Source organism: Solimonas variicoloris DSM 15731 (assembly GCF_000382285.1).
GTDB classification, from domain to species: Bacteria; Pseudomonadota; Gammaproteobacteria; order Nevskiales; family Nevskiaceae; genus Solimonas; species Solimonas variicoloris.
Genome location: NZ_KB907937.1, coordinates 37,250 through 61,691, shown reverse-complemented (window position 1 = coordinate 61,691; position 24,442 = coordinate 37,250). Strand labels below are relative to the sequence as shown.

Sequence of the window (24,442 nt, the reverse complement as noted above, 5' to 3'; positions counted from 1 at the left end):
CATGGCGATGACCGAAGCCGGCCTGCGCCGCTGCGTCGCGGCTTGGCCGGGCGTGACGCTCGACGTGAAGTGGCAGGATCACCTGGTGGCCTGCGTCGACGGCCGCATGTTCGCGATGCTGAACCTGCCCCGCTCGGCGCATCCGGACTGGCTGCACTTCAAGGTCGAGGACGATCTGTTCCTGGCGCTGACCGAGCAGCCGGGCATCATGCCGGCGCCTTACCTAGCACGTGCGCGCTGGGTCACCGTCACCGAGCCGCGACGCTATCCACAGGACTGGACCGTCGCCCGCCTGCGTCGCGCCTATGAGCTGGTCGCGGCACGCCTGTCGAAGAAGCGCCAGCGCGAACTCGGCCTGTGGTCCGCGTGATCCGCGCATGGAGCTGGCGCCCGAACTGCTGGCTGCGCTGTGCGGCTTCGCCTTCCTGGCCGGCTTCATCGATTCCGTGGTCGGCGGCGGCGGTCTGATCCAGGTCCCGGCGCTGTTCGTCCTGCTGCCGCAGACCGCGCCCGTCGCGCTGCTCGGCACCAACAAGTTCGTCAGCATCTGGGGCACCGCGGCGGCGGCCGTGCAGTACGCGCGCCGCACCCCGATCGAATGGCGCGCCACGCTGCCGACGGTCGCCGCGGCGCTGCTGGCCGGCTTTCTCGGTGCGCGCGCCGCAGCACTGATCCCGGCCGACGGCTTTCGTCCGCTGGTGCTGGTGATGCTGCTCAGCGTGCTCGCCTACACGCTGTGGAAAAAGGATCTCGGCGCGCTGCACACCCCGCGCCTCGGCCGCAGCGCCACGATCTGGGCGGGACTGGCGACCGGCACCCTGATCGGCTTCTACGACGGCTTCCTCGGCCCGGGCACCGGCTCGTTCCTGATCTTCGCGTTCGTCGGCCTGTTCGGCTTCAGCTTCCTGGCCGCATCGGTCTCGGCCAAGCTCGTCAACGTCACCACCAATGCCGCGGCGCTCGCCTACTTCATCACGCACGGCCACGTGCGTTACGAGCTGGCGCTGCCGATGGCGGTCTTCAACGTCGCCGGCAGCATCATCGGCGCGCGTCTGGCGATCCGCCGCGGCAGCGGCTTCGTGCGCGCGCTGTTCGTCGTCATCGTGACGATCCTGATTGCCCGCTACGCCTGGGACATCGCGCACCTGCACGCGCGCTGAGGCGGCCGCAGCGACGGCGCGGACCGCGGTTCAGGCGCGATCGGCGGCAAACGCGAGAACCTCGTCGAGCCGCTCGCGATCGCTCAGCAACAGCAGCAGGCGGTCGATGCCGAGCGCGACCCCGGCGCAGTCCGGCAGGCCGGCCTGCAGCGCGGCGATCAGGTTGGCGTCGTACGGCGGCACCACGCGACCGTTGGCGCGACGCCATTGCTGGTCGGCCTCGAAGCGGCGCCGCTGCTCGCTCGCATCGCTCAACTCATGAAAGCCGTTGGCGAGCTCAAGGCCGCGCCAGAACAGCTCGAAGCGTTCGGCGACCGGCGGGTCGCCGGCACGCACGCGCGCCAGCGCCGCCTGCGAAGCGGGAAAGTCATAGAGGAAAGCCGGCGCCTCGCGCCCCAGTTGCGGACCGACGACGTAGGACATCCACAGGTCGAGCCAGAAATCGCGGCTGGCGCAGTCCGCGTCACTGAGACCGTCCGGCTCGGCGACGCCGCGCGCCGCCAGCCGCTCGCGCAGCGCCGCGGCATCGAGCGCGAACGGATCGAAGCCGGCGTGCTTGCCGAAGGCCTGGCGATAGCTGTAGCGCCGCCAGCCGCCGGCCGGGGCGCCGCAGTGGCGCAGCAGCGCCTCGACCTCGTCCATCAGCCGGTGATGATCGAAGCCCGGCCGGTACCACTCCAGCATCGTGAACTCGGGGTTGTGGTGACGCCCCTGCTCTTCGTAGCGGAACACCGGCGCGATCTGCCAGATCGGCCCGCTGCCGGCGGCCAGCAGCCGCTTCATCGCGAACTCCGGCGAGGTCTGCAGCCAGCGGCCGTCCTGCGTGACGAAGCTCTCGATGTGACGATCGACGGTCGCGTGGCGCGACAGCAGCGGGGTCGCCACTTCCAGGACCTCGCGCGCGGCGAAGAACGCGCGGATCGCGGCGAGCAGCGCGGCGCGGGCCCGCAGCGACTCGATCGTGGCGCTCGGTTGCCAGTTCATGGCCATGTGCTCCGTTGACGGGTCTTCCGAAACGGCAAAGGCCGCCTCGCGGCGGCCTTTGCGACAGCGGCAAGCCTCGCGGCTTACTTGCCGACGCGGCTCAGGTATTCGCCGGTGCGGGTGTCGACCTTGATCTTCTCGCCTTCGGTGATGAAGAGAGGAACCTTGACGACCGCGCCGGTCTCGAGCTTGGCCGGCTTGGTGCCGCCGGTCGCGGTGTCGCCGCGCAGACCCGGATCGGTTTCGACGATCGTCAGCTCGACGGTGTTCGGCGCCGTCACCAGCAGCGGCACGCCGTTCCACAGCGTGATGCGCACGGTCTCCTCGCCCTTGATCCACTGCGCGGCGTCGGCCATCGCCGCCTTGCCGGCCTGGATCTGCTCAAAGCTCGTCGGATCCATGAAGGTCCAGAACTCGCCGTCGTTGTAGAGGTACTGCATTTCGGCGTCCTCGACGTCGGCGACTTCCCAGCTGTCGCCCGACTTCAGCGTCTTCTCGAGGACGCGGCCGGTCTTCAGGTTGCGGATCTTCAGCGTGTTGGTCGCCTGGCCCTTGCCCGGCTTGCGGTACTCGTTGTCGATGATCGAGTACGGATCGCCGTCGATCAGGACTTTGGTGCCGGCCTTCATTTCGTTGGTGCTGACGGTGGCCATATCGGTCGCTTGCGTGTTTCGGTCGCTTTAGTTTTGAGAGCCGTGCCCAGGGCCGCGGCGGCGCCATGGACGGCATAAAATGAGCGCGAATGATACCGTCCAACCCCCAAAACAACCAGAGCGGACCGCCCCGGGCGCCGGCCTGGCAACACGAGCTGCGGCAGTCCTTCACGCGCCCGCACGAGCTGCTGGCGTTTCTCGGTCTCGACCCGGCGATGCCGGCGCTGCGCGCCGCATCGCTGCGCGACTTTCCGCTGCGCGTGCCGCGCGGCTTCGCGGCGCGCATGCGCAAGGGCGATCCGCACGACCCGCTGTTCCTGCAGGTCTGGCCGGCGCCGCAGGAAGATGAGACGACTCCGGGCTACGTGATCGACGCGGTCGGCGACCTGCATCGCGTGCGCGGCGCCGGGCTGATCCACAAGTACCGCGGCCGCGTGCTGATGGTGGCGACCGGCGCCTGCGCCGTGCATTGCCGCTACTGTTTCCGGCGCCATTTCCCGTACTCCGAGCAGCTCGCCGCGCGCGAACACTGGGCCGCGGCGCTGGCCGAGATCGCCGCCGATCCGAGCATCGAGGAAGTGATCCTCTCGGGGGGCGACCCGCTGTCGCTGTCCGACGACAAGCTCGCCGAGCTGGTCGGCGCGCTCGACGCGATTCCGCAGCTCAAGCGCCTGCGCATCCACACACGCCAGCCGATCGTACTGCCCGAGCGCATCGACGAGCGCCTGCTGGCCTGGCTCGACACGACCCGCCTGCAAACCGTCTTCGTGCTGCACGCCAACCACCCCCGCGAACTCGACGCCGCGGTCGCCGAGGCCCTGCTGCCGCTGCGCCGGCGCGGCATCCCGCTGCTCAATCAGGCGGTGCTGCTGCGCGGCGTCAACGACGACGCCGAAACCTTGGCGGCGCTGTCGGAGCGGCTGTTCGAATGCGGGGTTCTGCCCTACTACCTGCACCTGCTCGATCGCGTGCAGGGCGCGGCCCATTTCGATCTGCCCGAAACCCGCGCGCAGGAGCTGATGCGCATGCTATCGTCGCAGCTGCCGGGCTATCTGGTACCGAAACTGGTACGCGAGATTGCCGGCGAGCCCGCCAAGACCTGGATCGACTGGCAGGAGCGGAGCTCGCCGCAGACCGACTAGACCCGGCGCGCACTCGTGGGGACGAGGCGAAAACGACGAATCGGGTTGGGGGCATCGATGGGTGTACCGAGGATGCGCGCGCCGCCGCTGCAGCGCGCCCGCTGCTTGTCAAGCTGCCGTTCGCGCGGTGCAGCCCGCCGCTCGTCGCCTGTGCGATGCGCGGGCCTGCGCACCCCGTTACTAAGCCTGTCACCCATGGAAATTCCCCAATGGCCGCCGGTGCCCTAGCCTCCCCCATGCCGATCGATCCCAGAGCCCAGCTCGTCCATGCCGCCGCTGCCGCCAACCAGGCGAGCAGCCACGTCGCGCTGGTCGTCAGCGACTCCGAAAACATCGCCAAGCGCATCGAGAGCTATCTGCGCAATGCCGGCCACCCGGTACGCACCGCCTGGGTCACCGATCTCGAGGACGTCGAGGAAGCGCTGCGGCGCGGCGCGCCGGATCTCGTGCTGTGCGCCGATGCGCTGGCCCAGGCCCCGCTGCGCGACGTCGTCGAGCTGTGCCGGCGCCTTGCGCCGGATCTGCCGGTGCTGCTGCTGAGCGCACGCGCGGCGGCGGACGACACGGTCGCGGCGATGGCGGTCGGCGCGCACGATCACGTCGCCTACGAGGATCAGCGCGATCTGCGCCATCTGGAACTGGCCGTGCTGCGCGAGATCGCTGCGCACCAGCACCACCGCGAGCTGCGCGCCACGCAGAAGCGTCTGGCGACTTTCGAATCGCGCCACGAGGAGCTGATCAGCGGCACCAACGACGCCGTCGCCTACATCCAGGAAGGCATCCTGTCGAACGCCAATCCTGCGTTCGCGCAGCTGCTCGGCCACGCCGACGCCAGCTCGCTGGCCGGCGTGCCGCTGATGGATCTGGTCGCGCCCGATTTCGTGCCCAAGGTCAAGGAACAGCTCAAGCTGCTGCTGCGCGGCAAGACCGATAACCGCACGCTCGACTGCTGCCTGCTCGATCAGCAAGGCCGCCGCGTCGCCATCAGCGCGCGCCTCACCGTCAGCGAACAGGACGGCGAGCAGCTGATCGAGATGCTGATCCGCGCCGAGGCGGCGCAGCTGGCACCGGCCAGCGCCACCGCCGCACCGAGCGGCCGCCTGCAGTTCTTCGAAACGCTGGCCGCGGCGATCGCCGGCGCCGGCCAGCAGAAGCAGCAACGCGCCGCGCTGCTGTTCACGATCGACGCTTTTGCCGCACTCGAAGAACAGCTGGGCCTGCACGACGTCGAGCAGGCGGTGCTGCAACTGCTCGCCTGGATCAAGGAGCGCCTCGGCAGCGGCGACCAGGTCTTCCGCTTCTCGACGCACGAGCTCGCGGCACTGACCACGCAGAAGGATGCGGCGGCGGTCCAGCAGCTCGGCGAGTCGCTGGTCCGCGACGTCACTCGCCAGATCTTCAACACCTCGGGCCACGAGGCACAGCTGTCGCTGACCGTGACCGCCTATCCGTTCAGCGGCAGCGAGCAGAGCAGCGCCGTCGTCGCCGAGCTGTCGCGCCATGCCCGCCAGCTGTCCGCCAAGGGCGGCCGCCAGTTCGCCAACCTCGGCCCGACCGCGCAGAGTTCACTGCAGGAGCGCGAGCTCGAGCGCAAGGCGGCGGTGATCCGCAAGGCGCTCGAAGCCAATCGCCTCAAGCTCGCCTATCAGTCGATCGCCAGCCTCGAAGGCGACACGCGCCAGCATTTCGACGTGCTGATGCGCCTCATCGACGAGGACGGCCGCGAGCTGCATGCGTCGGAATTCATCGAGTCCGCCGCCCAATCCGGCCAGATGCTCGCGCTCGATCGCTGGGTCGTGCAGCGCACGCTGAAGATGCAGGCCAAGCGCGATGGCGCACAGGAAGCCTCGAGCCTGTTCGTCAAGCTGTCGGAGGACACGCTCAAGGACTGCGAGGCCTTCGTCGGCTGGCTGCAGGAACAGCTGCGCAGCCGGCCGTTGCGTCCGGGCGAGATGGTGTTCGAGCTGCAGGAGCTGGTGCTGCAAAACCATATCCGCAAGGCCAAGCTGCTGAGCAAGGCGCTGATCGACCTCGGCGCCCAGTTCGCGATCGAGCACTTCGGCGTCGGCTCGAACTCGGCGCAGATGATCGAGCACATTCCGACGCAGTTCCTCAAATTCCATCAGTCGTACGCGAAGAACTTCGGCGACAAGGAAACGCACCGGCGCATGTCGGCGCTGATGGAACTCGCCAAGCAGCGGCAGATCAAGACCATCGTCAGCCACATCGAGGACGCCAACGTCATGGCGCGCCTCTGGCAGATGGGCGTCAACTTCATCCAGGGCTACCACGTGCAGGAGCCCGAAGTGGTGCTGCTGTCAGCCGAAGTCGGCGCGCGCTAACGCGGACGGGAGCCCACGAAAAAGGCGGCCCGGAGGCCGCCTTTTTTATCTGTGACGCCGCGCGCCTCAGACCACCTGCGCCTTCTGCAGCGCTTCGATGCGCACTTCGAGCGGCGGATGCGTCGAGAACAGCTTGGCGAGCTGGCCACCGCTGATGCCCATCGCCGTCATGTTGGCCGGCAGCGTCGACGGTTCGTGCGCCGCCTTCAGGCGCTGCAGGGCCGCGATCATCTTGCGCTTGCCGGCGAGGTGCGCACCGCCGGCGTCGGCGCGGAACTCGCGCTGCCGCGAGAACCAGGCGACGATCATGCTGGCGAGGATGCCGAACAGCAGCTCGAGGATCATCACCGTGAACATGTAGCCGAGACCGGGGCCACTGCTCTCTTCCGAGTTGCGGCGGAACAACGCCTGGTCGATGGCGTAGCCGATGACGCGCGCGAGGAACATCACGAAGGTGTTGACCACGCCCTGGATCAGCGTCAGCGTGACCATGTCGCCGTTGGCGACGTGGCTGATCTCATGGCCGAGCACGGCCTCGACCTCGTCCTGGCTCATCGAGCGCAGCAGTCCGGTCGACACGGCGACCAGCGCGTTGTTGCGGCTCATGCCGGTGGCGAATGCGTTCGGCTCCGGCGCGTCGTAGACGGCGACTTCCGGCATGCCGATGCCGGCGGCGCGCGCCTGACGCTCGACCGTCTGCAGCAGCCACATTTCCGACGAATTGCGCGGCTCCTTGAGGATCTGCGCGCCGGTCGACCACTTGGCGACCATCTTCGACATCGCCAGCGAGATGAACGCACCGCCGAAACCGAACACGGCGCAGAACACCAGCAGCGCCTGATAGTTGAGACCGTTCGCCGTCAGCCAGCGATTGACGCCGAGCAAAGAGGTAACGACGCTCAGGACGAGCACCACGGCGAGGTTCGTCGCCAGGAACAGCAACACTCTTTTCATGGACAAGACTGCCTTTCAGTCGAGGAATCGGGATCGGTTGTCAGATGCATTCGCCACGGCGAAGGCATCTGTTAACAGACCCGACTTTGCGTAATTTCGGGCTTTTGACCGGATTTTCAAGTCGAAGGTTTCGCCGACGTTTCCGTCTGCATGCTGTCGACGCGCTGGAAGCCGCGCGGCAGATGATTGCCGCGGCTGGCGCGCGAGCCACTGTAGTGCGCCAGATCGGCCGGTTTCAAGGTCAGCGTACGCTTGCCACAGACCAGCGTCAGGCTGGCGTCAGCCGGCACCACGCACGAGGCCAGAATGCGGTCCTCGCCCTTGAGCGCGACCAGCTTGTTGCCCTTGCCCTTGGCCAGCTCCGGCAGCTCGGCGAGCGGGAAGACCAGCAGGCGGCCCTCGGCGGTCGCCACCGCATAACGGTCCTGGCTGGCGTCGCCGACGCGCGCCGGCGCCAGCACGCTGGCGGTCGCCGAAAGGCTGATGACGGCCTTGCCGGCCTTCAGTCGCGATTCGAGATCACCGAGCTTGGCGATGAAGCCATAGCCCTCGTCGCTGCCGAGCACGAGCTTCTCGCCGGCGTCGCCCATCAGCAGGGCCGTGATGCGACCGCCGTCCTGCAGATCGAGCTTGGTCGTCACCGGCTCGCCCTGCGAACGGGCGCTCGGCAGCTCGCGCGGATTGAGCGTGTAGCTGCGTCCCTTGTGGTCGAGCAGCACGAGCAGCTGGTTGGTCCGGCCCTGCACGGCATGGCCGAACTCGTCGCCGGCCTTGTAGCTGAGCGCCGTCGGGTCGAGCTCGTGGCCCTTGCCGGCGCGAATCCAGCCGGCTTTCGACAGGACCACGGTGACCGGTTCGGTCGGCAGAATCTCGGTGGCCTCCAGCGCCGCCGCCGGCGGCCGCGCGTTGATCGGGCAGCGGCGTTCGTCGCCGTACTTCTTGGCGTCCTCGCGCAGTTCGTCGCCGATCAGCTTCCTCATCTTGTCGTCGTCGCCGAGCAGTTCCTCGAGCCGGGCGCGCTCGGCGGCCAGCTCTTCCTGCTCGCCGCGGATCTTCATTTCCTCGAGCTTCTGCAGGTGGCGTAGCTTGAGGTCGAGGATCCACTCGGCCTGCGCGTCGGACAGCGCGAACGTACTGATCAGCTTGGCCTTCGGATCGTCCTCGAAGCGGATGATGCGGATCACCTCGTCGATGTTGAGGTAGGCGATCAGCAAGCCTTCGAGGATATGCAGGCGCTCGTTGAGCTTGGCCAGACGATGATTCAGGCGCCGGGTCACCGTCGCGAAACGGTAGTCCAGCCACTCCGACAGGATGTCCTTGAGGTTCTTGACGCGCGGCCGGCCATCGAGGCCGATCATGTTGAGATTGACGCGGTGGCTCTTTTCGAGATCGGTGGTCGCGAACAGATGCGCCATCAGCTGCTCGGCGTCGACACGGTTGCTGCGCGGCACGATGACCAGGCGCGTCGGGTTCTCGTGATCGGACTCGTCGCGCAGGTCCTCGACCAGCGGCAGCTTCTTGGCGCGCATCTGCTCGGCGATCTGTTCCAGCACCTTGGCCGGCGACACCTGGTGGCCGAGGTGCGTGACGATGATGTTGCCGTCGTCGTCGCGCTCCCAGCGCGCACGCGCGCGGATCTGGCCGTAGCCGGTCTGGTAGATCTTCAGCAGGTCGTGCGGCTCGGAGACGATTTCGCAGCCGGTCGGATAATCCGGCGCCGGCACGAACTCGCACAGCTTCTCGATGTGCGCGTTCGGATGCTTGAGCAGATGCAGGCAGGCGGCGACCAGCTCGCGGATGTTGTGCGGCGGAATGTCGGTCGCCATGCCCACCGCGATGCCGGTGGTGCCGTTGACGAGGATGTTCGGCAGGCGCGCCGGCAGCAGGCGCGGTTCGTCGCGCGAGCCGTCGAAGGTCGGCAGCCAGTCGACCGTGCCCTGCTCGGTCTCGGCGAGCAGGGTCTGTGCGTAAGGCGTCAGCCGCGACTCGGTGTAGCGATAGGCGGCGAACGACTTCGGATCGTCCTGCGAACCCCAGTTGCCCTGGCCGTCGACCAGCGGATAGCGGTACGAGAACGGCTGCGCCATCGTCACCATCGCCTCGTAGCAGGCCGAGTCGCCGTGCGGATGGTATTTGCCGATGACGTCGCCGACCGTCAGCGCCGACTTGCGCGGCTTGGCGGTAGCGTTGATGCCGAGTTCGGACATCGCGTAGACGATGCGGCGCTGCACCGGCTTGAGGCCGTCGGCGACGTGCGGCAGCGCGCGGTCGAGCACGACGTACATCGAATAGTCGAGATAGGCCTTCTCGGCGAAGACGCGCAGCGGCAGGCGCTCGGTGTCGGCGCCGTTGTCGGTGGTGTTCTGGCTCATGGAGTCGGTCTGGATCGGTTCGGGCCGGCGGCCCGGTCAGGGAGCGGAATTCTACGGCCTGTCGCCGGCATCGCGGCAGAATGCCTGGATCGCACCGACGAAAGCCTCGCCGTACTGCTCGAGCTTGCGGCTGCCGACGCCGGAGATGTCGGCGAAGGCGTCGAGATCCTGCGGCCGCGCTTCCGCCATCTCGCGCAGCGAGGCATCGTTGAAGACCACGTACGGCGGCACGTTCTGGGCGTCGGCCAGGCGCTTGCGCAGGGCGCGCAGCTGTTCGAACAGCGACTGTCCCTGCGGCGGCAGATCGGCCGCCGCGGACGCGCGCCGGGCCTTGCGCGTCGCCGCCGTCTCGCGCGCCGGCGGCGGCACGACGCGCACGCGGCGCTCGCCCTTGAGCACGTCGCGGCTCTCCGGCGTCAGGCGCAGCACCGGATAGCCGTCGCTCGTCTCGCCGAGCAGGCCCTGATGCAGCAGCGCGCGCAGCAAGGCGCGCCATTCGTCGAGCGAACGCGCCCTGCCGATGCCGTAGGTCGACAGCTGCTGGTGGCCGCGGTCGATCAGTTTCTGGTTCTCGGAACCGCGCAGGATGTCGATCACGTGCGCGCCGCCGTAGCGCTCGCCGCGCTGCGCGAGACGCGCCACGCAGGACAACAGCTGCTGCGCTTCGAGCGTCCAGTCCTCGGTGACCTTGGCCTCGAGGCAGTTGTCGCAGGCGCCGCAGTTGCCCGCGTACGCCTCGCCGAAATAGCGCAACTGGATCGCGCGCCGGCATTCGTGCGATTCGGCGTAGTCGAGCACCTGGCGCAGCTGCTGGCGGGCGACGCGCTGCTCCTGTTCGAGCGGCGCGCCGGACTCCGGATCGGTTTTCTGCGCGATCAGGAACTCCGCGGTGCGGATGTCGCCGAGGCCGAAGAACAGGATGCAGCGCGAGGGTTCGCCGTCGCGGCCGGCGCGCCCTGCTTCCTGGTAGTAGCCCTCCATCGTGCGCGGCAGGTCGTAGTGCGCGACCCAGCGCACGTCGGGCTTGTTGATGCCCATGCCGAACGCGATCGTCGCGACGATGACCTGCGCGTCGTCGCGGATGAAGCGTTCCTGATTGGCGCGCCGCGTCTCGGCGTCGAGTCCGGCGTGGTACGGCGCGACGGCGATGCCGTCGGCAGCGAGCCGTGCCGCAAGTTCGTCGACGCGCCGCCGCGACAGGCAGTAGACGATGCCGGCACCGCCGTCGCGCACCAGCGCCAGCAGCTGCGCATAGGTCTGCTGCGTTTTCGGCCGTACCGCGTAATAGAGATTAGGCCGGTTGAAACTGGCGACGTGCACCGCCGGATCGCGCAGCTGCAGCTGGGCGACGATGTCGCCGCGCACGCGCTGCGTCGCCGTCGCCGTGAACGCGAACACCGGCACCGCGGCGAACTGCGCGCGCAGGCTGCCGAGCTGGCGGTACTCGGGCCGGAAGTCATGCCCCCACTCCGAAACGCAGTGCGCCTCGTCGATGGTGATCGCCGAAATGCCCTGCGCCTGCGCCAGCCGCACGAGGAAGCCGTCGCGGAACTCCGGCAGCAACAGGCGCTCCGGCGCCAGGTACAGCAGCCGGTAATCGCCGCGCAGCAGCCCGGCCATGCGCGACGCCGCCTCGGCGCTGCCCAGCGTCGAGTTCAGGAAGGTGGCGGGCACGCCCATTTCGTCGAGCAGCCGCACCTGGTCCTGCATCAGCGCGATCAGCGGCGAGACGACGAGCATGACGCCGGACTTGAGCAGCGCCGGCAGCTGGAAACACAGCGACTTGCCACCGCCGGTCGGCATGATCGCGAGCAGATCGCGGCCGGCCAGGGCGTCGCGGACCACGGCCTCCTGGCCGGGCCGGAAGTGGTCGAAGCCGAACCAGCGCTTCAGCGCCCGCTGCAGCGCATCGTCCGCAGCGGCGGGCATCGCCACGGCATTCACGGTAGCAAGGAGTCCGGCGGGCGCGATGCCGGCACCACGGCGAGGCCGAGCATGGCCTGCGCGATCTCGCGCTCGCCCATGATCGTCATGTTGGCGCCGCACTGCTGCAGGTAGCTCACTTCGGCATCGGAATGCGCACGGGCGACGATGACCAGTTCGGCGTTGGCCTTGCGCGCCTGCTTGACCACCTGCCCCGCTTCGAAGCTCTGCGGGATCGCCACGAACAGGTGGCTGGCGCCGCCGAGATTGGCGGCCTGCAGCACGCGCGGCTCGGCGGCGTTGCCGATCAGCAGCTCGGCGCCGTCGGCCCGCGCGACCGCGGCCGGCTTCTCGCGATCCTCGATCACCAGATGCGGCGCGCCGGCTTCGCGCAGTCCGGCCGCGACCAGACTGCCGACACGGCCGTAGCCGACCACGATCGCGTGGCCGTGCAGCGTGGTCGTGCGCAGCGGCGCCGGCGCTTCGGCAGTCGCGGCGCTCGCCGTCGCGGCCGCCGGCATCACCAGCGGCGCGGCCTTGCGCATGCCGCGCTCGGCGAGCGCGAAAGCGACCGGATTGAAAAGAATCGACAGGATCGCGCCGGCGAGAATCAGGTCCTGGCCCTGCTGCGGCATCAGGCCAAGTGCCAGCCCCAAGCCGGCGAGGATGAACGAGAACTCGCCGATCTGCGACAGGCTGGCGGCGATCGTCATCGCCGTCGGCCGCGTGTAGCCGAACGCACGCACGATCACGAACGCCGCGATCGACTTGCCGACGATGATGATGGCCAGCGTCGCCAGCAGCTGCAGCGGCGCGCGCAGCACGATGCTGGGGTCGAACAGCATGCCGACCGAGACGAAGAACAGCACGGCGAAGGCGTCGCGCAGCGGCAGCGACTCCTCGGCGGCGCGATGCGACAGCGGCGACTCGGCGAGGATCATGCCGGCGAAGAACGCGCCGAGCGCGAACGAGACGTCGAACAGGTACGCGGCGCCGAGCGCGACGCCGAGCGCGACGGCGAGCACCGACAGCGTGAACAGCTCGCGCGAACCGGTCCGCGCGACCCAGTCGAGGATGCGCGGAATCAGGCGGCGGCCGCCGATCAGCATCACCGCGACGAAGGCCATCACCTTGCCGATCGTGATCGCCAGCGTCGCGGCGATCGCACCCGCCCCGACCGAGGCGCCGCCGGCGGCGCCGAAGGCTTCCGCCAGCGCCGGAATCAGCACCAGCGCCAGCACCATCGCCAGATCCTCGACGATCAGCCAGCCGACCGCGATGCGGCCTCGGTCGGTCTCCAGCAGGCGGCGGTCCTGCAGCGCGCGCAGCAACACCACCGTGCTCGCCACCGACAGCGCCAGGCCGAACACGATGCCACCGCCGAGCGGCCAGCCGAGCAGCAGCGCGAGGCCGACGCCGAGCGCCGTGGCGACCGCGATCTGCACGACCGCGCCGGGCACGGCGATCTTGCGCACCGACAGCAGATCCTTGAGCGAGAAATGCAGGCCGACGCCGAACATCAGCAGGATCACGCCGAGCTCGGCCAGCTCGCTGGCGAGGCTCTGGTCGGCGACGAAGCCCGGCGTGTTGGGCCCCATCGCCACGCCGGCGAGCAGGTAGCCGACCAGCGGCGGCAGGCGCAGGCGCTGCGCGATCGCCCCGAACACGAAGGCGAGCACGAGGCCGCCGACGATGGTCGCGATCAGGGGCGTCGAATGATGCATGCGTCGGGCGCGAGGAAGGGAACCGGGGGACTGCCTTCAAGGATACGCAATACGCCGCCTCCGCGTCTGACCTCCCCGACAGATCGCTCCCGCGCGCTCAGACCTCGGCGCGGTTGCCTTCGCGCTCGAGCCAGTCCTTGCGATCCGAGGCGCGCTTCTTGGCCAGCAGCATGTCCATCACCTTGTCCGCCGACAGGCCGGCGTCGGCGACGCCGTCATCGAGCGTCAGCTGCACGAGGCGGCGCGTGTCGCGCGCCATCGTCGTCTCGCGCAGCTGCAAGGGGTTCATCTCGCCGAGACCCTTGAAGCGCGTGACCTGCGGCTTGGCGCGGCTGCCCTCGGCGGCGAGGCGGTCGAGCACGCCGTTCTTCTCGGCCTCGTCGAGCGCGTAATAGACCTGCTTGCCGGCGTCGATGCGGAACAGCGGCGGCATGGCGATGAAGATGTTGCCGGCGGCGACCAGCGGACGGAAATGCTTGAGGAACAGCGCGCACAGCAAGGTCGCGATGTGCAGGCCGTCGGAGTCGGCGTCGGCGAGCACGCAGATCTTGCCGTAGCGCAGGCTGGCGATGTCGGCACTGCCCGGATCGACGCCGATCGCCACCGAAATATCGTGAATTTCCTGGGAGGCGAGCGCCTCGTTGGCATCGACTTCCCAGCTGTTGAGGATCTTGCCGCGCAGCGGCATCACCGCCTGGTACTCGCGGTCGCGCGCCTGCTTGGCGGAGCCGCCGGCCGAGTCGCCTTCGACGAGGAACAGCTCGGTCAGCGCCGGGTCGTTGGACACGCAATCGGCCAGCTTGCCGGGCAGCGCCGGCCCGCTGGTGACCTTCTTGCGGACGACCTGCTTCGACAACTTCAGGCGCGCATTGGCGTTGGCGATCACCAGCTGCGCGATCTGCTCGCCGGCGTCGGTGTGCTGGTTCAGCCAGAGGCTGAACGAATCGTGCACCACGCCCTGCACGAAGGCGGCCGTCTCGCGCGAGCTGAGCCGCTCCTTGGTCTGGCCGGCGAATTGCGGGTCCTGCATCTTGACGCTGAGCACATAGGCGCAGCCGTTCCAGACGTCTTCCGGCGTCAGCTTCAGGCCGCGCGGCAGCAGGTTGCGGAACTCGCAGAACTCGCGAATCGCCTCGGTCAGGCCGGTGCGCAGGCCGTTGACGTGCGTGCCGCCCTGCGCAGTCGGAATCAGATTGACGTAGCTTTCGGCGACCGGCTCACCGCGCGCGCCTTCCTGGTTCAGCCACGCCAGCGCCCACTCGGCTTCCTCGCGCGCCGCCTTGAACTGGCCGATGAAAGGCTCGCCCGGCAAGGTCTCGGCGCCCTGCAGCGCATCCTTCAGGTAGTCCGGCAGGCCGTTCTCGTACTGCCAGCTCAGCTCCTCGCCGTGGATCTTGTCGATCAGCGTGACGTGCAGGTTCGGGCACAGCACGGCCTTGGCGCGCAGCACCTGCTTGAGGCGCGGCATCGAGAATTTCGGCGAGTCGAAATACTTCGGATCGGCCCAGAAGCGCACGGTGGTGCCGCGCTTGTTCCTAGCGACCGTACCGACCGGCTTCAGCTTCTCGGCGACTTCGCCGTCCTTGAACACGATCAGATGCTCGGTGCCGTCGCGGAACACGCGCACTTCGAGACGATTCGACAGCGCGTTGACGACCGAGACGCCGACGCCATGCAGGCCGCCCGAGAACTGGTACTGCTTGTTCGAGAACTTGGCGCCCGAATGCAGCTTGGTCAGGATCAGCTCGACGCCGGTGACCTTGTGCACCGGGTGAATGTCGACCGGCATGCCGCGACCGTCGTCGGCAACTTCGAGCGAGCCGTCGTCGTGGACGGTGACGGTGACGTTCTTGCAATAGCCGGCGAGCGCCTCGTCGACCGCGTTGTCGATCACTTCCTGGGCGAGATGGTTCGGGCGCTGGGTGTCCGTATACATGCCCGGGCGCTTGCGCACCGGATCCAAACCCTGAAGGACTTCAATTGCTTCGGCGCTGTACTGATTGTTGCTGGCCATCGGAGGGGGTCGCGTTGCGGACGCGCGAAGGTAGCCAATGCGTCGCGCCTCGGCAAGATTGCCCTCGCCGCCGTTCTCGGGCACGCAGGCGCGCGCCTGCGCCGCCCGTTCCGGTACCGCCGCTGCGGCCCGCGACGTTCTGGATGCGCCCGGCGGCGATTACACTACGGCTCTTTCGTCTCCGGCTCTCGCGAGCCGCGCTCAACATGCCCGCCAAAAACCCGGTTCCGCCGCCCGCCCCCGCTCCGTCCGCCGACCCGGTCGGCCAGTTCGAGGAGGCGATGAAGGAGCTCGAAAGCATCGTGCAGACGCTCGAGCGCGGCGATCTGCGCCTCGACGAGTCGCTGCGCCTGTTCGAACGCGGCGTGGCGCTGACCCGCCAGTGCCGCGGCTCGCTCGAACACGCCGAACTGAAAGTGCATGACCTGCTCGCCAGCGACCACGACGGCGATGACGATGCAGACGAGGACGCAGGCCCGTGAACGCGCCGTTCGCCGCGCGCGTCGAGGATTACCGGCAACGCCTGCAGGCCGCCTTCGAACGCGCGCTGCCGCCGGCGAGCTGCTATCCGGCGCGCCTGCACGAGGCGATGCGCTACGCCGTCGACGGCGGCAAGCGCCTGCGCCCGCTGCTGGTGTACGCGGCCGGCGAAGTGCTCGGCCTGCCGGCGCGCGCGCTCGACGCGCCGGCCTGCGCGATCGAGCTGATCCACGTCTACTCGCTGGTCCACGACGACCTGCCGGCCATGGATGACGACGACCTGCGCCGCGGCCGGCCAACGACGCACAAGGCCTACGACGAAGCGACCGCGATCCTGGTCGGTGACGGCCTGCAGGCGCTGGCCTTCCAGGTCCTCGTCGCCGACCGCGAGGCCGGGCTGTCCGCCGAACAGCGCGTTCAGATGGTCGACCTGCTCGCCGAGGCCGCCGGCTCGCGCGGCATGGTCGGCGGCCAGGCCGTCGACCTCGCCTCCGAGGGCAGTCAGCTGACCCTGGCCGAACTCGAAGCCCTGCACGTCCACAAGACCGGCGCGATGATCCGCGCCTGCCTGCGGCTCGCCTGCGCCGCCGCGCCGGCGCTGCGCGCCGAGGCGCGCGACGCGCTCGATCACTACGGCAAGTGCATCGGCCTGGCCTTCCAGATCCAGGACGACGTGCTCGACATCGAGGCCAGCTCGGCGGCGCTCGGCAAGACGGCGGGCAAGGACGAGGCCCGCCTCAAGTCGACGTACCCGTCGGTCATGGGCCTGCCGGCGGCCAAGGCCCGCGCCGCCGAGCTGTTCGCCTCGGCGCGGGCGGCGTTGGCGCTGTTCAATGACAGCGCGGAGCCCCTGCTGTGGCTGTCCCGCCATATCGAGGGCCGCGACCACTGAGCCACAGTGCCGTTCACGCACTGGTTCGGGGCAGCCCCTTGGCCGATAATCCCGTACTGCTTTCAGCACAGGGTGCCCTCGGGCACATAAGAAACTTCATGACCGATATTCCCGGATACGCCCTGCTCGGGCGCATCCAGACGCCGGATGAACTGCGCCAGCTGCCCGCCGACGAGCTGCCGGCGCTCGCGGTCGAGATGCGGCGTTACCTGATCGAGACGCTGGGCCGGATCGGCGGCCACTTCGCCGCCAACCTCGGCACCGTCGAGCTCTCGCTCGCCCTGCACTACTGCCTCGACACCCCGCACGACCGCATCGTCTGGGACGTCGGCCACCAGGCCTACCCGCACAAGATGCTGACCGGCCGGCGCGCGCGCCTGGAGACGATCCGCCGCCTCGGCGGCCTGGCGCCGTTCTGCCTGCGCGCCGAAAGCGAGTACGACACCTTCGGCGTCGGTCACTCGTCGACTTCGATCTCGGCCGCCGCCGGCATGGCCGCCGCGGCGCGCCTGAAGGAAGAGACGCGCCGCGTGGTCGCGGTGATCGGCGACGGCGGCATGACTGCCGGCATGGCCTTCGAGGCGCTGAACCACGCCGGTCATCTCGGCCTCGACATGCTGGTGATCTACAACGACAACGACATGTCGATCTCCGAGAACGTCGGCGCCCTGCGCGACCACTCGGCGCGCCTGATGCAGAAGCTCGGCATGAAGGCGCCGCACGCAGCCCGCGCACCGCGCGCCGCCCACAACGAAGCCCACCTCGACCATCCGGGCGCGATGTTCGAGACCTTCGGCTTCCGCTATTCGGGTCCGGTCGACGGCCATGACCTGCCGGCGCTGATGCAGGCGCTGGACGGTCTGAAGAACGCGCGCGGCCCGCAGCTGCTGCACGTCGTCACCGTCAAAGGCAAGGGCTTTGCGCCGGCCGAGGCCGACCCGATCAAGTATCACGGCATCACCCAGTTCGACCCGGTCACCGGCGCGTTCCCGGCCAAGAAGAGCGAATCCGCGCCGACCTATACGCAGGTGTTCGGCGACTGGCTGTGCCGCGCCGCCGAGCGCGATCGTCTGGTCGTCGGCATCACGCCGGCGATGCGCGAAGGCTCGGGTCTGGTGCAGTTCGCGCAGCGCTTCCCGGCGCGCTATTTCGATGTCGGCATTGCCGAGCAGCATGCGGTGACGCTCGCCGCCGGCCTCGCCTGCGAGGGCATGAAGCCGGTCTGCGCGATCTATTCGACCTTCCTGCAGCGCGGCTACGACCAGCTGATTCACGACGTCGCGATCCAGAATCTGCCGGTGCTGTTCGCGATCGATCGCGGCGGCCTGGTCGGCGCCGACGGCGCCACGCATCACGGCAGCTTCGATCTTTCCTACCTGCGCTGCATCCCGAATCTGGTGGTGATGGCGCCGTCGGACGAGAACGAGTGCCGGCGCATGCTGTCGACCGGCCTGACGCTGGCGCAGCCCAGCGCCGTGCGCTATCCGCGCGGCAATGGCATCGGCCTGGTCCCCGAGCACGAGGCCCGGCCGCTCGCCGTCGGCAAGGGCCGCATCGTCCGCGAAGCGCACGGCCGCCGCCGTCCGCGCGTCGCGATCCTGGCGTTCGGCGCGATGGTGCAGCCGGCGCTCGAAGCCGCCGAGATCCTCGACGCCGTGGTCGCCGACATGCGCTTCGTCAAGCCGCTCGACGCCGAGCTGATCCTCGAACTCGCCAACGAGAACGACCTGCTGGTGACGATCGAGGACAACGTCCGCCTCGGCGGCGCCGGCTCCGGCGTCAACGAAGTGCTGGTCGCCCAGCATCACACGGTGCCGGTACTGAACCTCGGCCTGCCCGACCAGTTCGTCGAGCACGGCACGCGCGAAGAATTGCTGGCGCAGGCCGGCCTCGACACCGCCGGCATCCTGCGCGCGATCCAGAAGCGCCTGCGTTCGCGCGATCTCGACGAGGCCAAGCGCGGCAGCACCGGCGGCTAACTAGACGCCGGCCGCCGCGCGACCGCGAAACCAGTCGAGCTTTTCGCGCAGCTTCACGACTTCGCCGACCATCAGCAGGGTCGGACCGTGCAGCTCGGCGGCGGCGACAGCCTCCGGCAGCGTGTCGAGCGTGGCGGCGATGACGCGCTGCGCCGGCGAGGTGCCGTCCGACACCACTGCGGCCGGCCAGTCGGGCGGCAGGCCGTGCGCGCGCAGCTCGGCGCAGATCTGCGGCAGCGTCTGCAGGCCCATGTAGAACACCACGGTCTGCCCGCGACGCGCGAGCTGATCCCAGTGCAGTTCGAGCTGGCCGTCCTTGCGCGCGTGTCCGGTCACGAACACGCAGGACTGCGCGTAATCGCGGTGCGTCAGCGGAATGCCGGCGTAGGCCGCGCAGCCGGCGGCGGCCGTCACGCCGGGCACGACCTGAAAAGCGATCCCTTCGGCCATCAGCGTTTCGATCTCTTCGCCGCCGCGTCCGAAGATGAACGGGTCGCCGCCCTTGAGGCGCAGCACGCGCCGGCCGGCGCGGGCCTGACGGACCAGCTCGGCGTTGATCTCCTCCTGCGGCACGGTATGCCGGTTGCGGGACTTGCCGACGAAGAGGCGCTCGGCATCGCGCCGCACGAGGTCGAGCACGCCGGGCGACACCAGGCGATCGTAGAGCACGACGTCGCACTGCTGCATCAGGCGCAGCGCGCGGAAGGTCAGCAGATCCGGATCGCCCGGGCCGGCGCCGACCAGATAGACCTCGCCAGCCGGCGGCGCGCCGCCGATCAGCCGCTCGAGTGCGGCGTCGGCGGCGGATTCGTCGCCGCGTTGCGCCGCCTCGGCACCGGGGCCATCCAGGAACTGCTCCCAGATCGCGCGCTTCTGCACGTGCGCCGTGCCGCGCACGCGGGCACGCCGGCTCTGCAGATAGCGGGCGAGCCGGCCGAGGCCGGACGGCAGCAGCGATTCGATGCGCTCGCGCAGACGCCGCGCCAGCACCGGCGCCGCGCCGCCACTCGAGATCGCGACCAGCAGCGGCCGGCGATCGACGACGGCCGGCACGATGAAGCGGCTGCGCGCCTCGTCGTCGACGACATTGACCGGCACATTGGCGCGCTCGGCCGCCTCGGCGACGGCAGCGTTGAGCACGGGATCGTCGGTTGCGGCAATGGCAAGCCGCCGCCCCTCGACCTGGTCAGGCGCGAAGTGCGGCGCCAGCCAGCGGGCCTGTCCCGCCTCGACGATTGCGCGCACCTCGGCTTCGAGCACGGCGGCGACGATGTCGACCTGCGCCTGCGCACGCCGCAAGGCCTGCAGCTTGCGTGCAGCGACCGCGCCGCCGCCCACCAGCAGCACCGGCTCGCCACGCAGACGGATGAAAACGGGAAAGTACGGCCAGGCATCGGAATCGGCGGACATGCGCGAAGCTTAGCGTGTCGAAGCGTTCAGCCGGCGATCGCCTTGGCCGCCATCGTGCCGCCGATGAAGATCAGAAAGGCGGCGACGAGCCGCTTGAGCAGGCGCGGCGGCAGGCGAAAGCCCAGCCGGGTGCCGAGCCAGATGCCGGGCAAGGCCCCCACCAGCAGCAGCCCCAGCATGCGGTAGTCCACCGAGCCGATGCCGGCATGTCCCAGGCCGGCGATGCCGGTGATCAGGACCGCATGTGCGAGGTCGGAACCGATCAGCACGATTGGCCGTTCCTTGGGGTACAGCAACAGCAGCAGCATCATGCCGATCACCCCGGCGCCGACCGAGGAAATCGTCACCAGCGTACCGATCAGCGCTCCGGAGAGCAGCGTCAGCGGCGCCTGCAGACGCTCGAGCATCGCCGCGCTCATGGCCAGACCGCTGCGCTGCATCCAGCGCAACAGCGGCTCCTGCAGCAGGGTGAAGGTGGCGGTGACGATGATCGCCGCCGACAGCACCAGCTTGATCAGATGATCGAGCCCGGGCCCGGCCGGAACCTGACGGAGTACCACGAGCGTAACGATTGTCGCCGGCACGCTGCCGGCCGACAGCATGCCGACCAGCCGCCAGTTGACCGTGCCGTTGCGGCGATGCAGGACCACGCCGAACGCCTTGCTGAGGCTCGCGTAGAGCAGATCGGTGCCGACGGCGATCGCCGGCTTGATGCCGCAGAACAGGATCAGGATCGGCGTCATCAGCGATCCGCCGCCAACACCGGTCGCACCGACCGCGGTGCCCACCACCAGTCCTGCCAATATGAAGCCGAGTTCTTGCATTTGATTTTTTAGGTATATCGACGCCCGAACCGTCGAAGATTCCGGAATAGCGGACTATACTTTTATTCTGTTTCCGAATATGAGGCCGCCATGAAACTCCGGCAGCTGCATTACATCCACGAAGTCGCCCAGCGCGGCCTCAACGTCACGGCCGCGTCCGAAGCCCTGTTCACGTCGCAGCCCGGCGTCAGCAAGCAGATCCGCATGCTCGAGGACGAACTCGGCGTCGACATCTTCGTGCGCAACGGCAAGCATCTGTCCGAGATCACGCCGGCAGGCCAGCGCATTCTCGACTGCACGCAGCGCCTGCTCGCCGAGGTCGAGAACATCAAGCGCGTCGCCGAGGAATTCCACGACGCCGACCGCGGCGATCTGGCGATCGCCACCACCCACACGCAGGCGCGTTATGCCCTGCCGCGGGTGATCCAGCCGTTCCGGCAGCTCTATCCGCGCGTCAGCCTGCACCTGCACCAGGGCTCGCCGCCGCAGATCGCAAGAATGGCGGCCGAAGGCCAGGCCGATTTCGCGATCGCGACCGAGGCCATGCATCACTTCGAAACGCTGGTGATGCTGCCCTGCTACCACTGGAACCGCGCGGTCCTGGTACGCCCGGACCATCCGCTCGCCGGCAAGTCGCGGCTGACGCTGCAGGACATCGCCGCGCATCCGATCATCACCTACACCTTCGGCTTCACCGGCCGCTCGAAGCTCGACCAGGCCTTCGCCGCGCGCGGCCTGAAGCCGGACGTAGTGCTGACGGCCGTCGACGCCGACGTCATCAAGACCTACGTACGCCTCGGCCTGGGCGTCGGCATCATCGCCAGCATGGCGTTCGACGAGAAGACCGACCGCGACCTCGTCTGCCTGCCGGCCGATCATTTGTTCGAAGACAGCGTCACGCATATCGGCTTCCGGCGCGGACTGTTCCTGCGCGGATACATGTATGACTTCCTGAAGCTGTTCGCCCCGCACCTGACGCGCGAGGTCGTCGATGAGATCAGCGCGATCGCCGATGCCGAGCAGCGGCAAAAGAGGTCCGAAGAATTGATGAAGTCCCTGCCCGATGCCCAATAACCGTTCGGCATGAGCTTATAACTTCAAGATCGGAATTCCGCCGCGCCGGATGGGAACCCGGATAATGCGCGTCCCGCGCAGGACACCGCCATGTACCGCTACGACTCCTACGACCAGAAGCTCGTCGACGAACGCGTCGCACAGTTTCGCGACCAGACCCGCCGCTTTCTGGCCGGACAGATCCCGGACGAAGAGTTCCGGGCCCTGCGCCTGCGCAATGGCCTGTACATCCAGCGCTTCGCGCCGATGCTGCGTGTGGCGATCCCGTACGGCCTGCTCGCCGGCCGGCAGCTGCGCATGCTGGCGCACATCGCGCGCGAGTATGACAAGGGTTTCGGCCATTTCACGACGCGCCAGAACATCCAGTACAACTGGCCGCAGCTCGAGCGCGTGCCGGACATCCTTGCCGATCTGGCCAGCGTGCAGATGCACGCGATCCAGACTTCGGGCAACTGCATCCGCAACATCACCTCCGACCATCTCGCCGGCGCCGCCCGCGACGAGCTCGTCGATCCGCGCCCGTATTGCGAGCTGACGCGGCAGTGGGCGACGTTCCACCCCGAATTCAACTGGCTGCCGCGCAAGTTCAAGATCGCCTTCTCGGCGACCAAGACCGATCGCGCTGCGACGCAGGTACACGACATCGGCGTGCACATCGTCCGCAACGCGGCCGGCGAGCTCGGCTACACGATTTATGTCGGCGGCGGCCTCGGCCGCATGCCGATGCTCGGCCATCCGATCCGCGAATTCCTGCCGGAACTCGATCTGCTCTCGTACCTCGAAGCGGTGCTGCGCGTGTACAACCGCCTGGGCCGCCGCGACAACATTCACCGCGCACGCATCAAGATTCTCGTCAAGGAGCTGGGGCCGGCGAAGTTCACCGAACTCGTCGAGGCCGAGTGGGCGCAGATCCGCGATGGCGAGCTGCGCCTCGACGCGCAAGACATCGAGAGCATGAAGTCGCACTTCGACGAGCACCCGTACGACCAGGGCGCTGCCGACGATGCGAGCTTCGCCGCGCACCTGCGCCAGGACAGTGCCTTCGCCGCCTTCGCCAAGCGCAACGTCAAGGATCATCGCGTCGACGGCTACAAGATCGTGTTCGTGTCGCTGAAGCCGCGTAACGGCGTGCCCGGCGATGTCTCGGCCGAGCAGCTCGACATCCTCGCCGATCTGGCTGAGCGCTACAGCTTCGGCGAAGCGCGCGCCACGCACGACCAGAACCTCGTGCTCGCCGAAGTGCGGCAGAGCGACGTCTACGCCGTCTGGCAGGCACTGCGCCAGTACGATCTGGCGACCCCGAATATCGGCCTGCTGACCGATATGATCTGCTGCCCCGGCCTCGACTATTGCTCGCTCGCCAACGCCGGCTCGATCGGCGTCGCACAGGACATCACCGACCGCTTCGAGTCGCTCGATTACCTGTACGACATCGGCGACATCAAGATCAAGATGTCGGGCTGCATGAACGGCTGCGGCCACCACACCGTCGGCCACATCGGCATCCTCGGCGTCGACAAGCACGGCGAGGAGTGGTACCAGGTCACGCTCGGCGGCTCGGCCGAGGATGACGCAAGCCTCGGCGACCGCACCGGTCCGGCGATCAGCCGCGCCGACATCGCCGAGGCCGTCGAACGGATCATCGCCGTCTACATGGAGCAACGGCACTCGGAAGATGAATCGTTCCTGCAGTGCTATCGCCGCATCGGCATGACGCCGTTCAAAACCCGCATCTATGCGGAAGACGGAGTTGCGGCGTGAACGTTCTGCTGCTCGACGGGCGCCTTGCCACGGACGAATACCAGGAACTCGCCGACGACGCGCCGCTGCCGGCGTCGGCGGATGCGATCGTGGTATCGCTCGAACGTTGGCATCGCGATACGCACGCGCTTGCGGCGACCGGATCTAAGGTCGCGGTCCGGCTTGCCAATACGATCGACGTCACGACGCTGCCCGACTCGCTGCTGGCATGCCCGATGATCGAGCTATGGTTCCCCGCGTTCGCCGATGGGCGCGCCTACAGCCAGGCGCGCCTGCTGCGCAGCCGGCTCGGCTATCGTGGGCAGATTCGTGCACGCGGCTCGGCGGTGGTCGCTGATCAGCTGCAGAGCATGGCGCGCGTCGGCATCGACGCGTTCGTCCTGCGTGAAGATCAGGATTCGGAGACCGCAGCGCGCGCCTTGCATGGCTTCGATCTCGCCTATCAAGGCGCCTGCGACGCCCTGCCCAGGGTACGGCAATTGCGACGTTCCGCGTTCGCATCCCGTTGAAGAGTACGAACTGTGCTCCGCGGCACAATTCGAATCCGATTTTCTTGCATCGCAAGATGAATTCGGTCAGTGTCGCGTAAGCCTATGCCCCAACGAAGATTTGTGGCGCCTGCGCACTACGCTCCACACCCCAATTCGGGCCTTGTATTTGGATATCTGAAACACTAGAGTGTTTCGCGGCGGCGCAACAAACGCATCGAAGCGTGCCGTACGAGCCAACCACAGGGGAATCACGGTTATGAAGG

Annotated in this window: 19 protein-coding genes; 10 read left to right on the top strand and 9 right to left on the bottom strand. The window is 68.3% G+C overall.

Features of this window, described 5'->3' with window-relative positions; translation table 11 throughout:
• Position 1 precedes the first annotated feature (1 nt).
• Both H149_RS0114045 and H149_RS0114040 read left to right on the top strand, forming a co-directional pair.
• Positions 2-370, top strand: a complete 369-nt coding sequence (locus H149_RS0114045) for an MmcQ/YjbR family DNA-binding protein (protein ID WP_020650402.1) — start codon at positions 2-4, stop codon at positions 368-370.
• Positions 371-377: 7 nt separating this feature from the next.
• Positions 378-1,160 carry a sulfite exporter TauE/SafE family protein gene (locus H149_RS0114040; RefSeq protein WP_020650401.1) on the top strand — a complete coding sequence of 261 codons (783 nt, stop codon included), beginning with the start codon at positions 378-380 and terminating at the stop codon, positions 1,158-1,160.
• Between the two features lie 30 nt (positions 1,161-1,190).
• Here H149_RS0114040 and epmA read toward each other — a convergent pair whose 3' ends face one another.
• Both epmA and efp read right to left on the bottom strand, forming a co-directional pair.
• Positions 1,191-2,150: an EF-P lysine aminoacylase EpmA gene (gene epmA / locus H149_RS0114035; RefSeq protein WP_020650400.1), complete on the bottom strand. Its 960-nt coding sequence runs from the start codon at positions 2,148-2,150 to the stop codon at positions 1,191-1,193.
• Positions 2,151-2,227: 77 nt separating this feature from the next.
• Positions 2,228-2,797, bottom strand: a complete 570-nt coding sequence (efp, locus tag H149_RS0114030) for an elongation factor P (RefSeq protein WP_020650399.1) — start codon at positions 2,795-2,797, stop codon at positions 2,228-2,230.
• A gap of 89 nt (positions 2,798-2,886) precedes the next feature.
• Here efp and epmB point away from each other — a divergent pair, with 89 nt between their 5' ends.
• Both epmB and H149_RS0114020 read left to right on the top strand, forming a co-directional pair.
• Positions 2,887-3,939: an EF-P beta-lysylation protein EpmB gene (epmB, locus tag H149_RS0114025; RefSeq protein ID WP_039749051.1), complete on the top strand. Its 1,053-nt coding sequence runs from the start codon at positions 2,887-2,889 to the stop codon at positions 3,937-3,939.
• A gap of 236 nt (positions 3,940-4,175) precedes the next feature.
• The gene (locus H149_RS0114020) at positions 4,176-6,281 is read left to right on the top strand and encodes an EAL domain-containing response regulator (RefSeq protein ID WP_020650397.1); all 2,106 of its coding nucleotides are present in this window, start codon (positions 4,176-4,178) and stop codon (positions 6,279-6,281) included.
• Positions 6,282-6,347: 66 nt separating this feature from the next.
• Here the strand turns inward: H149_RS0114020 and htpX are convergent, their stop codons facing one another.
• The 5 genes from htpX to parE form a co-directional block, all read right to left on the bottom strand.
• Entirely contained in the window at positions 6,348-7,235 is an 888-nt protein-coding gene (htpX, locus tag H149_RS0114015) for a protease HtpX (protein WP_026353176.1), read from the bottom strand.
• Positions 7,236-7,351: 116 nt separating this feature from the next.
• A complete protein-coding gene (parC, locus tag H149_RS0114010) occupies positions 7,352-9,607 on the bottom strand; it encodes a DNA topoisomerase IV subunit A (RefSeq protein WP_020650395.1) in 2,256 nt (751 codons plus the stop codon).
• 51 nt (positions 9,608-9,658) lie between these two features.
• Positions 9,659-11,536, bottom strand: a complete 1,878-nt coding sequence (gene recQ / locus H149_RS21095) for a DNA helicase RecQ (protein WP_039749069.1) — start codon at positions 11,534-11,536, stop codon at positions 9,659-9,661.
• A gap of 11 nt (positions 11,537-11,547) precedes the next feature.
• Positions 11,548-13,254: a YbaL family putative K(+) efflux transporter gene (gene ybaL, locus H149_RS0114000; protein WP_020650393.1), complete on the bottom strand. Its 1,707-nt coding sequence runs from the start codon at positions 13,252-13,254 to the stop codon at positions 11,548-11,550.
• 97 nt (positions 13,255-13,351) lie between these two features.
• Positions 13,352-15,268 carry a DNA topoisomerase IV subunit B gene (gene parE / locus H149_RS0113995; protein WP_020650392.1) on the bottom strand — a complete coding sequence of 639 codons (1,917 nt, stop codon included), beginning with the start codon at positions 15,266-15,268 and terminating at the stop codon, positions 13,352-13,354.
• A 206-nt stretch (positions 15,269-15,474) separates the two neighbouring features.
• On the opposite strand from parE, the gene xseB reads away from it, so the two are divergent.
• The 3 genes from xseB (at position 15,475) to dxs (ending at position 18,619) form a co-directional block, all read left to right on the top strand.
• Positions 15,475-15,750 carry an exodeoxyribonuclease VII small subunit gene (gene xseB / locus H149_RS0113990; RefSeq protein ID WP_020650391.1) on the top strand — a complete coding sequence of 92 codons (276 nt, stop codon included), beginning with the start codon at positions 15,475-15,477 and terminating at the stop codon, positions 15,748-15,750.
• Positions 15,747-16,640, top strand: coding sequence for a polyprenyl synthetase family protein (locus H149_RS0113985; protein WP_020650390.1), 894 nt, complete (start codon positions 15,747-15,749; stop codon positions 16,638-16,640). Before xseB ends, H149_RS0113985 begins: the two co-directional genes overlap by 4 nt.
• A gap of 98 nt (positions 16,641-16,738) precedes the next feature.
• Entirely contained in the window at positions 16,739-18,619 is a 1,881-nt protein-coding gene (gene dxs, locus H149_RS0113980; RefSeq protein ID WP_020650389.1) for a 1-deoxy-D-xylulose-5-phosphate synthase, read from the top strand.
• Here dxs and cysG read toward each other — a convergent pair whose 3' ends face one another.
• Entirely contained in the window at positions 18,620-20,029 is a 1,410-nt protein-coding gene (gene cysG, locus H149_RS0113975; RefSeq protein WP_020650388.1) for a siroheme synthase CysG, read from the bottom strand.
• A 26-nt stretch (positions 20,030-20,055) separates the two neighbouring features.
• On the bottom strand, positions 20,056-20,853 hold the full coding sequence (locus tag H149_RS0113970; RefSeq protein WP_026353175.1) for a sulfite exporter TauE/SafE family protein: 798 nt from the start codon (positions 20,851-20,853) through the stop codon (positions 20,056-20,058).
• 90 nt (positions 20,854-20,943) lie between these two features.
• Between H149_RS0113970 and cysB the strand changes: the two genes are divergently transcribed.
• The 3 genes from cysB to H149_RS0113955 all read left to right on the top strand — a co-directional run bounded on the left by cysB (position 20,944) and on the right by H149_RS0113955 (position 24,197).
• The gene (gene cysB / locus H149_RS0113965) at positions 20,944-21,927 is read left to right on the top strand and encodes an HTH-type transcriptional regulator CysB (RefSeq protein WP_020650386.1); all 984 of its coding nucleotides are present in this window, start codon (positions 20,944-20,946) and stop codon (positions 21,925-21,927) included.
• A gap of 90 nt (positions 21,928-22,017) precedes the next feature.
• Positions 22,018-23,688, top strand: a complete 1,671-nt coding sequence (locus H149_RS0113960; protein ID WP_020650385.1) for a nitrite/sulfite reductase — start codon at positions 22,018-22,020, stop codon at positions 23,686-23,688.
• Positions 23,685-24,197, top strand: coding sequence for a DUF934 domain-containing protein (locus tag H149_RS0113955; protein ID WP_020650384.1), 513 nt, complete (start codon positions 23,685-23,687; stop codon positions 24,195-24,197). Before H149_RS0113960 ends, H149_RS0113955 begins: the two co-directional genes overlap by 4 nt.
• Positions 24,198-24,442: the final 245 nt, after the last annotated feature.